This window comes from Flavobacterium salmonis (assembly GCF_903819435.1).
Taxonomy (GTDB): domain Bacteria; phylum Bacteroidota; class Bacteroidia; order Flavobacteriales; family Flavobacteriaceae; genus Flavobacterium; species Flavobacterium chungangense.
This window is the reverse complement of the sequence record NZ_CAIJDP010000082.1, coordinates 108,385-122,472: the sequence shown is the minus strand read 5'-3', so window position 1 is coordinate 122,472 and position 14,088 is coordinate 108,385. Positions and strand designations below refer to the sequence as shown.

The 14,088-nt window shown below is 32.5% G+C and carries 11 protein-coding genes and 1 tRNA gene; 10 read left to right on the top strand and 2 right to left on the bottom strand.

Annotation, left to right across the window (positions count from 1 at the left end; all coding sequences use genetic code 11):
- Positions 1-23: 23 nt before the first annotated feature.
- From FLACHUCJ7_RS18510 to FLACHUCJ7_RS18465, 10 genes are all read left to right on the top strand, one after another.
- The gene (locus FLACHUCJ7_RS18510; RefSeq protein ID WP_180909968.1) at positions 24-599 is read left to right on the top strand and encodes a gluconate 2-dehydrogenase subunit 3 family protein; all 576 of its coding nucleotides are present in this window, start codon (positions 24-26) and stop codon (positions 597-599) included.
- A gap of 7 nt (positions 600-606) precedes the next feature.
- Positions 607-2,292 carry a GMC oxidoreductase gene (locus FLACHUCJ7_RS18505; RefSeq protein ID WP_180909967.1) on the top strand — a complete coding sequence of 562 codons (1,686 nt, stop codon included), beginning with the start codon at positions 607-609 and terminating at the stop codon, positions 2,290-2,292.
- Entirely contained in the window at positions 2,289-3,335 is a 1,047-nt protein-coding gene (locus FLACHUCJ7_RS18500; protein ID WP_180909966.1) for a YncE family protein, read from the top strand. Before FLACHUCJ7_RS18505 ends, FLACHUCJ7_RS18500 begins: the two co-directional genes overlap by 4 nt.
- Positions 3,336-3,350: 15 nt before the next feature.
- Complete coding sequence (locus tag FLACHUCJ7_RS18495) at positions 3,351-4,391, top strand: YncE family protein (protein ID WP_230408867.1); 1,041 nt, start codon at positions 3,351-3,353, stop codon at positions 4,389-4,391.
- Between the two features lie 35 nt (positions 4,392-4,426).
- A complete protein-coding gene (locus FLACHUCJ7_RS18490) occupies positions 4,427-4,870 on the top strand; it encodes a glycosyltransferase (protein ID WP_317170931.1) in 444 nt (147 codons plus the stop codon).
- Between the two features lie 897 nt (positions 4,871-5,767).
- Complete coding sequence (locus FLACHUCJ7_RS18485; RefSeq protein WP_180909965.1) at positions 5,768-6,265, top strand: hypothetical protein; 498 nt, start codon at positions 5,768-5,770, stop codon at positions 6,263-6,265.
- A gap of 83 nt (positions 6,266-6,348) precedes the next feature.
- The gene (locus FLACHUCJ7_RS18480) at positions 6,349-8,088 is read left to right on the top strand and encodes a tetratricopeptide repeat-containing sensor histidine kinase (RefSeq protein ID WP_180909964.1); all 1,740 of its coding nucleotides are present in this window, start codon (positions 6,349-6,351) and stop codon (positions 8,086-8,088) included.
- Positions 8,075-8,821, top strand: coding sequence for a LytR/AlgR family response regulator transcription factor (locus FLACHUCJ7_RS18475; RefSeq protein WP_078228576.1), 747 nt, complete (start codon positions 8,075-8,077; stop codon positions 8,819-8,821). Before FLACHUCJ7_RS18480 ends, FLACHUCJ7_RS18475 begins: the two co-directional genes overlap by 14 nt.
- A gap of 218 nt (positions 8,822-9,039) precedes the next feature.
- A complete protein-coding gene (locus tag FLACHUCJ7_RS18470; RefSeq protein ID WP_180909963.1) occupies positions 9,040-10,368 on the top strand; it encodes a beta-1,3-glucanase family protein in 1,329 nt (442 codons plus the stop codon).
- A gap of 435 nt (positions 10,369-10,803) precedes the next feature.
- Entirely contained in the window at positions 10,804-11,628 is an 825-nt protein-coding gene (locus tag FLACHUCJ7_RS18465) for a hypothetical protein (RefSeq protein ID WP_110306461.1), read from the top strand.
- 683 nt (positions 11,629-12,311) lie between these two features.
- Here the strand turns inward: FLACHUCJ7_RS18465 and FLACHUCJ7_RS18460 are convergent.
- Both FLACHUCJ7_RS18460 and FLACHUCJ7_RS18455 read right to left on the bottom strand, forming a co-directional pair.
- Positions 12,312-12,384, bottom strand: a tRNA-Met gene (locus tag FLACHUCJ7_RS18460).
- 135 nt (positions 12,385-12,519) lie between these two features.
- Entirely contained in the window at positions 12,520-13,635 is a 1,116-nt protein-coding gene (locus FLACHUCJ7_RS18455) for a PepSY-associated TM helix domain-containing protein (protein ID WP_180909962.1), read from the bottom strand.
- Positions 13,636-14,088: the final 453 nt, after the last annotated feature.

Below are 14,088 nucleotides of genomic sequence, written 5' to 3'. Positions count from 1 at the left end.
AATCGTAAATTAAAAAAATTACAATGATGAACAGAAGAAAAGCTATCGGAGGAATGTTAGCCCTCACAGGAATTAGTATTGCTTCCTACAGTGGTTTTAAGTTTTTTTATGAAAATACAAAATCAGACAAAGGGCAGCTTCACAATTATTTAAGTTTAATTTCAGAATTAGTAGATATTCTATTACCCCGTACACAAACACCTGGAGCAAAGGAAGCAAAAGTTCAAGATTATATTATTAGTTATATGGAATCCTGTTCGTCTAACAAAGAATATAACAATTTTTTAAACGGATTAAAGGACCTTCAAGAAACTTGTTTGAGTACTTACGATACTACTTTCGAAAAATGTACAATGCAGCAAAAAACAGAAATAGTACAAACTTTTGAAAATAATGCTGACTCTGGCGGTTTACTTTCAAAAATTAGTAACAAAATAAATGGTCGTTCTTTTTATACTATTCTAAAAAAAGTAACCATTGAAGGCTATTGTACATCTCAAATGGGAGCGACACAACTCTTAAATTATGAACTCATTCCAGGTCGATACAATGCCATTACTACCATAAAACCAAATCAAAAAGCTTGGGCAACTAAATAGATATAGTATGAAAAACCAAACAGAAACAAATACTTTTGATGCCATCGTTGTAGGATCTGGTATAAGCGGCGGATGGGCAGCAAAAGAACTCACAGAAGGAGGATTAAAAACACTAGTATTAGAAAGAGGTCGTAATGTTGAACATGTAAAAGATTATCCAACTGCCTTTTTAAATCCTTGGGACTTTAAAAATAGATTTCATCTAACTACCAAAGAAGTGGAAGAAAGACCAATTCAAAGTAGTCATTGCAATGCAGCAGACAAGCATTTTTATGTAAATGATAGAGAGCATCCTTATATTCAAATGAATCCTTTTAAATGGATAAGAGGCTATCAAGTTGGCGGTCGTTCATTGACTTGGGGACGCCAGAGTTATCGTTTATCAGATCTTGATTTTGAAGCAAATAAAAAAGATGGAAATGGTGTGGATTGGCCAATTCGATACCAGGATTTAGCAGAATGGTACGATTATGTAGAGGATTATATAGGAGTTAGCGGAAGTAAAGACGCACTCCCACACCTTCCAGATGGCACTTTTTTAAAGCCCATACCGATGAATGCTATTGAGCAGCATTTAAAAGAAAAAACAAAGGAACATTTTTCAGATCGAATGATTATAAATGGTAGAGTTGCTAATTTAACCGAACCTAAAAAAGGGAGAGGTCCTTGTATGTATAGAAATTTATGCAGCAGAGGATGTCCTTTTGCGGCCTATTTTAGTAGTAATTCATCAACATTATTGGATGCGCGAGAAACAGGGAATTTAACGCTTCGAGAAAACGCCATAGTAAAAGAAGTTATTTATGATGAAAAAACAAAGAAAGCGGTAGGTGTTACCATAATTGATGCTATAACCAAAGAAAATATAACCTACTATGCGAAAATAATTTTTTTAAATGCCTCCGCAATTGCAACAGCGTCCATTTTATTGAACTCTGTTTCCAAAACGTTTCCTAACGGATTAGGTAATTCTAGCCTGCAGGTAGGACACAACTTAATGGATCATGTGGTAAACGAAGGAACGTACGGCACTTTTGACGGATTACTAGATAAGTATTATGAAGGTAGATCACCAGGAACAATCTACATCCCAAGATTCCAAAATTTGAATTTGCAAACAAAAAACACTGATTTCGTTCGCGGTTATGGAATTCAAGGCAAAGGCGAAAGAGAAAATTGGGAATCCAAACCCACTTCAGGTATTGGTGCATCATTAAAAGCACAATTACAAACTCCAGGGAAATGGACCATCTCGTTGGGCGGACGCGGTGAAGTATTGCCTAACTACGAAAACAAAATTACTTTAGATCCTCAAAATCTAGATCAATGGGGATTACCACTGGTAAAAGTACATTTTGAATATAGTTCTAATGAGTTAGCGATGATGGAACACATGACTAAATCGAGCGAGGAAATCTTAACAAAAGCAGGCTTTACCAACGTAGGCAGTTACAGAACAAGCCCTCCTCCAGGATCAGCAGTACACGAAATGGGAACCGCAAGAATGGGGAACGACCCAAAAACTTCAGTTTTAAACAAAAACAATCAAATGCACGATGTACAAAATGTATTTATCACCGATGGGAGCTGTATGACTTCCTCTGCCTGTCAAAACCCATCCTTAACCTATATGGCAATTACAGCTAGAGCGTGTCAATTTGCCATAAAACTATTCAAATCAAATCAGTTATGAAAAAAATAAAATACATAGTGCTCGTTATTGCTTTGCTGTTTGTTATCACCTCAATTACATCATATCTAGTAAAACGTCCTTCCTACACGATCCAAACCAGAGGAAAGCTCTATGTGTTCAGCAAATTAAGTAGTGATTATAAAGTTATTGATTTAAAAAACGGAAAAGAAGTAGTTGAAAATCCTATTGAAATTGAACCACATGAAGCCGTTGCAGTAACCAGCCAAAACAGAATTGTGGTTACTAATTATGGTAATCCTGACACCCCTGGAAATTGCATAACAGTGATCAATACAAAAACAAATAAGATCGAAAAAATCATAAGTCTTAAGGGCAGTCTAAAACCCCATGGAATTGTTTCTTTTCCAAATTCAACTAAAGTTGGAGTCCTTACAGATTTAGGAAATGATTTATCCATTGTTAACATTGAAACGGGTAGTGTAGAAAAAAAAATACCTACACAACAAGAGTTTAGTCATCTTCTTGTACTTCATCCTTTTAAATCATTTGCTTATGTAACTAATATAAAATCAGGTTCGGTTAGTGTTATTGACCTTGACTTGAATAAGGTAATACAAGTTATTCCTTGTGGTTTAGGAACAGAAGGAATTGATATTACACCCGATGGCTCAGAACTTTGGGTTACTAATAATAAAGACAATACGGTCTCTATAATTAACACTTCGACTTACAAAGTTATACATACTTTAACTACGGGTAAAGAACCTTTACGACTTAAATTCTCCATAGATGGAAAATATTGTCTGGTAGCAAATTCAAGCGAAGGAACAATTTCAGTTTTTGAGCAACAATCTAAAAAACAAATCAAAACGATAATTATTAGAGGCAAAAATGGTATTATACAACGATTACTTTACCACACACCGCGTCCGGTTGGAATACTAATGCACCCCGATGGTTTATTTGCATTTGTTTCAAACTCAAATGCTAACGAAGTTGAGGTAATTGACATGAAAACCTTCGAGATTGTTAGTACAATTGGCACAGGGAAAATTCCAGATGGATTGACTTTTATAAATTAATTTCATGCTATAGTTATGAAGCGCTTAAAATATATTGTACTATCGTTTGTCATTCTTTTTGCTATAATAAAGCTAGGGCTTTTCATTTTTAGATTACCCTCCTATACGATAAAAACCACTGGGAAATTATACATTGTAAGCAAGGTCAGCGAGGATGTTCAGGTAGTTGATTTGTTTACTGGAAAAGAAATAGAAGAAATTCCTATTGACATATTATCTCACGAAGCTGTAACCACAGCAGATCAAAAAAGAGTCGTACTAACTAATTATGGAGCTAGCGATGGCAACATTATTAAAGTCATAAATACAAAAACGAATGTAGTAGAAAAAACGATAGATTTAAAGGGAAATATAAGAGTAAATGGTATTGTAGCTTTTCCAGAAGCAAATAAAGTTGGAGTTATTGATTTTATTAGTAATACCTTATTAATAGTTAACATTGACACGGACAGTATTGAAAAACAAATACCCACAAAACAAGAAAAGAGTCATCTCCTGGTGCTTAATCCCACAAAAACAATTGCTTATGTAACTAATATCGATTCAGGTTCCGTGAGTATCATTGACCTAAACCTAAACAAAGTTGTTGCAATTATACCTTGCGGATTAGGGAGAAAAGGTATTGCTATAACCCCCGATGGATCAGAATTATGGGTGACCAACAATAAAGAAAACACCATTACAGTCATAAACACTTCTTCGTATAAAGTTATAGCCACTTTAAGTACAGGGAAAGATCCATTAAAGCTTGCATTTTCTATAGACGGAAAGTATTGTTTTGTTGCCAATGCGATTGAGGGTGATATATATGTGTACAACCAACAATCAAAAAAGAAAATTAAAACTATTGTCCTTCATGGTAAAACAACACTTTTAGAAAAGTTATTGTACCACACACCGCGTCCTGTTAATATTGTAATGCACCCAAACGGTTTGTATGCTTTTGTAGCAAATTCTAATGCTAATAAAATTGAAGTAATTGACATGAAAACTTTTACGGTTGTTAGCACCATAGTAACAGGAAAAGTACCGGATGCTATGGCATTTGTTGAATAAAAGAATAGTAATACTATTTAATTTAGTGACAATTTATTTTTGTAGATCCACCAACTAATTTTAACCCAGATTCCGCATTAGACTTCGTAACGAAGCTAAATTATTCAATAAAAGCATCTGATGACGGAACACCAAATTTATTAAATGGGTATCCTAATACAACGGTTTATCATTTAGACCAGAGAAATGGAAAAATTGGGGCTATGAATCGGGGTATGGAATTTGTAAAAACACCAATTGTAATATTTAGTGATGCCAATACCAACCTAATCCCTGTTTTATCTATTTTATCATTTAATGAAGGTATCATATCCTTTGAATTTTATTCTATATTATTTTGGATGCAGCTTTTTTTCTATGCAGCTGCTTTGTTAGGCTGGTTTTTAGAAAACAGAGAGACAAGGATTAAAATTCTGTTTGTTCCTTATTATTTTTTCATTATGAATTTATGTGAGATTTTAGGATTTTTCAGGTATTAAAAAAAATCACAATCAGTAAACTGGGAAAGGGCTAAACGGGCTAGTTAATTCATGCCATTTAATATATTCATTAGTCTAATTTACACATAAAAATAACTAAATCCACAGAGTTTTTCTATAAAAGTTTCTGCAATCTGATTTAATTCGAATTTAAGGTCATCCATTTTTGTGGAAGATTTGAAGAGATTGTCTTACTATATATAGCATTATCAACTGGTTTTGAATGTTCTGCTGGGATTGAATGGAAAATGTATTTAGTTTTGAGATGATTTTACAATGCAATTATGATTGATAATGTTTGATTTATTTGCTTAAAGTAAAAGGAGACAACCTTAACTTTTTGTGGCAAAAAAGGTATGATGTTCATGCTCATATCTTTGTTCGTCTCATTTAAATTTTACTTCGTTCCAAAAAAAGACCACTTCGTACCAATTTACTCAATAAAAGTTATCCTTTTAATTTTCTTTGTACAGTATTAAATTAATGCTTTTAAGCCAGATCAATTCGATTTGTTCCTGCGAAAGAAAAAAATCATTAGGGGACTCCGGTATTTTAAAATAGCCTACGTTCTTAAAATTTTGATTGTTAAAGTAAATTAATCAAATCTGACAAACAAAATGAAAAAGTACTACCTAGGATTCGTATTTAGTTTTGGCGTTTGTATTTATGAATGTCAAACGCTATCAGGCGGCGAACGAGATCAACGGATCGGTTTTTTTATCCTATTGACAAGTGGTCTGTACTACAAATACAGGTTCAACGAAACTATTGATCAAGAAGCAGAATAAACAATAAGTAAGCAATTATATATTGTATTAGAACTATAAAACAGGCTCTTGTTAAAACGGAATCTTATTTTTTAATTTAATAGAAATTTTAATCTAAAAACAAATAATTATGAGTACAACAAATCAACAAGGTAGTTCTTGTGGGCCAATAGAAAAACCGGCCGGTTTTGAAATAGGAGTTCTAGCAAATGGCTTGGGATATCGAATAAATTTTCCTAACCCCAGACATAAAAAACCGCTACCTCCGATTGCGCAAGTAACAATAAATGAAAAACACGAGATGGAGATCAGTATTGTCGTATTTATTAGTCAAAACGCAAAAGTCACAGCTGATCAATTGACGGTCATACAGGATTTTAGTTATACTAACGATGGAACACCGTATGCTAATTTTTATGTATGCTATGATGTAGCTCCTGAACCATGTTCAATATTCGATGTTTTTCAATTGAGTTTTACAGCAAATCCTAATTGTTTTACTCCCAATAGTAAATGTAATTTACCAATACCTAATCTTTTAGAATTAAAGGAAATTGTTTGTTTTTTATGGGATGAAGATCCAACTGGTTCCAGAGGAACGGTAACTACAGTGCAAACTGGTGTATAACAATCAGGTAAGTAAATATAAAACAGAGGCTCAATTAGCCTCTGTTTTTTTATTTTGACTAAATTGCTAACAAAAATTAGCAAATGAAAGATGTTTCTAAAATAGTACTCTTTGTTTTTTTACTTTTTCCTCAATTGTTTTTTTCCCAACAAAATCATAGTGCTTTTGAAAGAGAAATAATAGCGAAAAGCAAAAAAATCATTGGTGCATCTAATTTTAATAAAGCACAATATTTCTTTTTGCAAAAAGAATGGGATTCCACTTTAGTTTACTCGATGAAACAGTTGAGTATCGGCCAAAGTAAGGAGATTAAAGATTTTTGCCATTTTTTTAGAGGATTTAGTTTTAAAGAGAAAAAAATTTTTAGCGAAAGCAAAAAGGAATTTGCTTCCATTTCTAAAGATTTTGAATTCTTTAATCACAGTAAAATGTTTCTCGGCGAAATAGTTTTGGAAGAAAAAAAATTCAACGAGGCTATTAATTACTTTCAGGAAATTGAAAAACTCCCCGATGATGCGCTTTTGGGGATAAAAAAAAGTAGTGTTAAACACAATCTGGGGCTGTGTTATTTGCATTTAAAAGAGTTTAAAAAAGCTGAACATTATTTACTGGAGAGTATAAAATTAGAAGAAAAACAAAATGATTCTTCAATATTGGTAGGCTCTTATGGAGATATTGCCACATTATACTATGACCAATACAAAGATAATCTGGCCATTCCTTATTTTGAGAAAGCGTATCATCTCTCCAAAAAAGTAAAAAATTACCAATTAAAGCAAAATGCAGCACTCAATATGGCTGTAGTAGAAAAAAACCGTAACCATTTTGCAAAAGCATTAATATACAGAGAAGAATATGATCAATGGAAAGATTCTTTGAACAATCAAAATAAAATATGGGAAGTTGCAGAGCTAGAGAAACAATTTGCAATAAAACAAAAACAAAAAGAAGTAGGTTTGCTTCAAGCCGAAAATAGAATTAAAATAGCCGAAAGAAATGGGTTCTTCTACTCATCCATTGTCCTTTTATTACTATTGGGAACGGCTGTTTATTTTTACAGGGAAAAAATAAAAACCAACAAAATCATCTTAACCCAGAAAGAGGCACTTGATGAATTGAATGATACTAAAGATACCTTGTTTTCTATAGTAAGTCATGATTTACGTTCCTCTGTCAATGCTATGAAAACCAGTAATACTAAATTACGGGAAAATTTAGCTACTAAAAATCTGGACGAACTGGATTCTCTTTTACATCAAAACAGTGCTATTGCAAATGGTACTTATAACTTATTGGATAATTTATTGCACTGGGCTCTGCTCCAGACAAAACAATCTTTCTTTGAGGTAACTTCCATGCGTTTGTATTTTATTGTAGAGCTGATGGCTTATAATTATCTCCCTTTAATATCTGAAAAAAATCTTGTTTTTGAAAATTCAGTTTCTAAGAAAGATATTGTTTTTGCCGATCAGGAATCTTTAAAAATAATACTTCGTAATTTTTTAGACAATGCGATTAAATTTTCAAAAGAGAATGGGATATTAAAAATTTATACTCAAAATACTAATGAGGACTATTGCGAGTTGATTATTGAAGATAATGGGATAGGCATGAGCGAAAACACACGAACATCTCTTTTGAAAGAAACCACATTAATGTCTAAAAAAGAGAATGCAGAAATAATTGGTACTGGTTTGGGAATGCAGTTGTGTAAATCAATGATCCAAAAAAATAACGGGAAACTGGATATAGAAAGCGAATTAGGAAAAGGAACAAAAATCATCGTATCTTTGGCTAAAAAGTACCACAATGGACAATATTAATGTATTAATTATTGAGGACAAACCATCAGAAAGTGATGCTCTAATAAAGGGATTACAAGCCAATAACTATACAATTGCAGGGCTGGCTACAAATCATAAAGATGCTTTATCCCTGTTTTATAACAATAAGGTTGACATAGTCATAATTGATATTTTTTTGAATGGTTTGCCCGATGGTCTTGCTTTTGCGGAAAGTATCAATGCCGATCCCAATGCTTCAAAGCCTTTTGTTTTTTTAACGAGTTCTACAGACAGAAAAATATTTGAACGTGCAAAATTGACAAAGCCTTTTAGTTATTTGATGAAACCATTTAATGAGCTTGAACTTTTATATGCTCTTGAGTTGGCTTTCGAAAAATTCTATGCCCAGGATGATGTTTTTTTGAGCGAAGAAGAAAATACAGTAATTAGCAAAGAATATTTATTTGTTAAAAAAGGTAAATTACTAAAAAAGGTCGATATCAGTGATATTATCTATATTGAAGTCGAAGAAAAATATTGTAATATTATAACAGAAAAAGAAAAATTTGTTATCCTTATATCATTAACCAAAATCTTAGAATTGTTTGACAGTACTGTTTTTTGCAGGACACATAGAAATTTTATAGTTAACACTAAAAAAATAACAGAGATTATTCCCTCAGATAATTTGATTATACTACAAGGAAACCATAGAGTGATACTAAGTGATAAATACAAAGATATCATTAACAAGACCTATATTTTGAAATAATCGATGTGTTCTGCTTTGTTCCAAAAAGACATCCATTCGACTGGTTTATTTTTTTTGCATTACGGTAAAACATCAGAAAATAATTTTTAGGACTGATTTTCTATTCTTATTCAAAAAAATCACGGTTTCGTTCCTTTTTTTTTAATCCGGATAATTTGCCATACTACCTTTATTGGACTAAAATTATAAATAGTTCATAAACTAAAAAAAACAATATTATGGCAACATTAAAAGTAATTTTCAAGAACAACAGCGGCTTATCTGATAAACTTGTATCAATAGGTTTTGTTTCCGGAAGTGATACAGCTCTATTTAGCATACACTACCCGGATCCAAATCAGTTACAACCTTTAGAACTCGAAATACAACCGTTAAATAAAGAAGCAGGAAAAGGGAACTGGTATTCTTTAACTGATTTGGGTGCAGGAGTGTCCATTCAAAATTTTAGTGGCAGGATTTATATATCGTATGGTCAGACATGGTCTGTTCTGAATGCGGGTTATGAGCCTGCCCAAAATATTACCGACCCAAATTTTTTTCTTCGCTATGATAAAATGGAATTAACGTTTAATGGAAATCCGACTGATGTAGCCGATTTAACCAGTATTGACTATTGGAGTATTCCCATGCAGCTAGAGACTTTTTTGCATAAGGCAATTGTACAAACAGATAATGGCATTAAAACAGGTAAAACTTCTCAAATGATTTATACACAATTAAGTGCTATTACAGCTACACCACAGTCTGGTTTAAGCAATGCTTTGCCTGCTCTTGTCCCTGGCAGTTTTGAACAGTTGCCAACGCAACCGGGAACTGGTTTTACACGTATTATTGGGCCTTCTTCTTATCCGCCAATTGGTGGTGTTCCAGTTACGCCTTATGATCTTTTTGAAGACTATCTTAACTCACTGATTCAAAATTTTGGACCCAATACGATGGTTGGAAAAGTGATACCCGGATTAGGAAATGGAATTATAGCCACAATTGCAGGTCAGTTTAATGGTGTTGGGCCAAATGTACCAACCACCGGGCCTCAAAGTGCCCAAGCTTATAATTTAACCGCTACAATTGACAATACAGGTGATATTACTTTAACCGGGACTATAGGCAGTGTAGTTGGGACAACAACTATCGTTTATAAAAAAAATGATTTAATCAATCCAAGTGGTATTTATGGTGCCAATGCCTCTTTTTCAATTAATGGAGGAACTTCACAAAATCCTGCAAACGACGTTTATGGGTGGATAACCGGAGATTTATTAGCAGGATTTAATATTGGAGCTATTGGTTCTGAAACAATAATTGGCAAAACAAAAGTGGGAGCGATGTCAAGTACTGATTGGTTTTCCATATCCAGTGCTTCACTATTTAGTGCTTTGCAAAATAACCCTTTGCACTACAACCAATATGCTGCTGTTTTACAAAAACTTTCTGATACTTATAATTTTGCTTATTCAGATCGTTTTTCACCTGTATTGGTTTCAGTGAATCCTGCTGTTGCAGATACATTGCAAATTTCATTACTTAATGTTACAGAAGACAATTAATAAATACATTTTTCTTTAATCCAACGAGGCTGTCCGAAAAGTATGGACAGCCTCTTTTTTATACTAAAATATTTGGACTCCTATTGGAGACGAATTTTATTTGTGCAATTCTCAGAGGCTAGCTTCGACTTTTCGGACAGCCTCATTTTGTATATTATAATTAACAGGCGAAACCTATTTTGTTTTGTATTGTAAAAATGTTGACAAAAAATTCTTGTTCCATAGTTTCGCCTTCTTATGGATAAAAAACTCAGACTTATGGGATTTTTTTAATTTAAACTATTATACCACAATACTTTTACTAAAGAAATTAAAAAGCTAGCTAGTTTTATTTTTACTCATTTATTTAAAAGTGGAGTTCAGAAACCACTATAAAAACGGGGTGAAATCCGAAAAGCCTTATGAGTAGGAACTACTAAATAAATCATAGAAATTATGGAATCAAATAATCAAGTTCAGACAATAATGATGCTAACGCAAGGGGAAAATCCAGGGTATACTGTGACTGAATACTTAGAAAATCAAATCAATTCAAACAACGGGAAATTTACAATGAGTTTTTGTAACCTACCGTCAGACTTAAAGCCTACAAAACTTGAGTTTCGTTTTATAAATGGAATTCCGAAAGACAATATTATAATGAATTTCAGTCAAGGTTGTCCTAATCCTGATTGGATTGTTACCGAATATATTACAAATCAAATCAATGCTAACAATGGCGATTTTGTAATGACTTTTTCCTTAAATGCTCCAGCAGACATTCAACTAAATAGTTTAGACTTTCAATTTGAAAACAATCAAAGTACAGCAAATGATTCGGTATTTCAATTGTCCGCTTTAAGTCAAAATGATCCAGGAGTAGCAGATGGCAACAAACTTTTTTGCAATGTAACCAGTATTACTGGCGGTACATTAAGAAGTGGTTCATTCCCTATTAACAGAGCAGTAGCTTTACCTATACCTCCCGGACAAAATGGTTCAGGACCAACACCAACTTGGTTTATTGTTCCAGATAATACAATTCAAGAGACTGCTTTCAATATAGAAGTATCTTGCCCAACAGATTCAAATTATCCTACAAAAAATATCCAAGTCAAAGCATCTGACGTTCTAAAATGGGCAGCTGTACCTTATGATGAAAGAGATAATCAAATTTATCAGGAAGGAGAATATGGTATTTTTGGTTTTGCGCAAGAAGGCCCTAATGGATTAATTTATACCGTTACAGCTGGGGTTTTAAACCCACAATTACAAGGATAATAACTCATTTAAAAAAAGATTATTATTATTAAAAAGAAGCCATGAAAGTTTTCGTGGCTTCTTTTTATAAATTGGTAGTGTATCAGATGGGTTAGAGGTTAATTATTCAATCTAAACATTTTTACAGATAATCAGAAATTTATAGTAATGTAGTGTGAAAATTTAAGAGTCTGTCTCAAAAGTGAGGCAGCTTTTTTTGGTACAAAAAAAGGAAAGATTTCACTTTCCTAAATCTTACAATTTGATTAAATTGTGTTATGTGTATAGCTTCAAAAGTAGTCTTTGAAAATTACATTTCTAAACACATACCTGTGGTTTTGAGAATACAAATTTTGGAGATAATAAATACAATATATATGCGATTCAGTTTGATACCGAATTAAAGATGATTGAAAGCCAGATATACTCCAATGCCAAAAAAAATATCTAACCATAAAAGAAATATCGATAAGGTAGTAGAAAAAGTCTCGAAAATCAGTAAATACTGGAGAGAGGGAGATACTAAGAGTAAAATCAGGATTCAAAACTTGGTATTTCCTGAGGGGCTGTCAATTAGGACTGAAAACAGGCTATATATAACCAATAAAGAAACCTTTTTTTTAGGTTAGTCTCAACATTTACAAGGCTTTAGGGAAGTAGTAAAAAACAAAAAACCCATCAAAAAGTTGATGGGTTATTCTCTGTAGCGGGAACAGGACTCGAACCTGTGACCTTCGGGTTATGAGCCCGACGAGCTGCCTGCTGCTCTATCCCGCGATGTTTCGGGTGCAAAGATAAGCACTAAATACGGTTATCCAAATAAATTCCTGATTTTTTTTAATTTAAAACTGTAATTTTTAATAAATCGTTAATTTATAGTTATTTAAAAAATGAAAAAATTAAGATTATATTTTAGTGAGCTGCTTTCTTTTTTCGTTTTCCCAGCCAGATCAATAATCCTGTAGTAGGTAAGGTTACGGCAAAAAGACAAACCAAAAAAGCGATTATTTTAGTTGGATACCCATAAATGCTTCCTGTATGAATGGGATATATCAATCGTTTTAATTTATCTCCCTTGGAAAAAGATTCGTAAGGTCTGATTTCTATGTTTTTGCCTGTGTATTTATCAAAATAAAGCGAACTGGATTGATTTGGTATATTGAATTCTAAGTTTTCTTTTGAAACTAAGATACTGTTAACGGTATCTGCCGGCATCCTGATTTGGATGTTACCTTTATATGGAAAAATACTATCTGTTTTTTGATATATACTTTGATAAAATGAGACTTTGTCAGACTGTGGATCAATTTTAGTTGGGTTTTCTACTTTAAGAGAAGGCCTTTCGAGAGTACCATTTGCTATAAAATACATTCCATCTTCAAACCATTTAAAAGACCATGTTAAACCCGTAAGTGCAATAATTAATAAAAATAGGAAAGTATAAAATCCAAAAGTCGAATGAAAATCCCAGTTGACTCTTTTGAAAGAAGCTTTCCATTTTACGGTAAGTCGCTGTTTTAGGTTTTTAACTTTTTTAGGCCACCATAAAATCAGGCCTGAAATCAGCATGAACACAAAGATTAAACAACTACAACCTGTAATGATTTCACCAATATCATGCATCAATAAGTGTCTGTGTATGTTTAAAATTACAGAGAAAAATCTGTTATCCTGTGCGATAGTTCCAAGCACTTTTCCTGTATAAGGATCTATTGAGAAAATTTGTGTTTCTCCATCGGTGTCTTTTCCTATGATAGTCATAGTACGTTTTGGATCATTATAAACTACAATACGGTTTATTTTTTCAATTCCATATTGTTTCTCTATCGCAGCTGTACAATAATCAATTGTTTTTTTTTCTTTGCCTACATTAGGAACAATATAAAACTCTGGATTTATATACTGATCAATTTCTTTTTCAAATACCAAAAGGCTGCCTGTTAAAGCTACCACAAATAAAACAAGGCCGGAAGCAAGTCCTAACCAAAGGTGTAATTGTCCAATTTTTTTCTTTACTTTTTTCTTCATTATTCTTTAAAGAATTTCAATAAAATGGTTATTAAATCTGGATTTCTGAATTGATTTTACATGAATGCAAATCTATACTTATTTAGACTAATTTTATAATGTTTTTATTGTCATTCTAAATAATTTCATCTTATACTATTTATAGCGCTACAGTATTTTACGTGTAGCCAAAATGGAGAGTGTACATCACAAAACACAAAATTTAACTAATGATAAATATTGGAGTAGACGGGAAGTGCTTCAGGCAATAATAATTGTTTTGGGAAGTTTGTGATTTAAGTTTTAAAGCTGTTATACAAAAGGCTGTCCAAAAATAGGACAGCCTTTACTAATTTCTTATCGATATATTTTTTCTATGTTAGAAATTTAAATTTTCATTACTAATTAGAGTATTGGCATTATTTCAATAATAAATCTCAAAAATAAATTTTAAACAGGTTCTAAGAAATAATT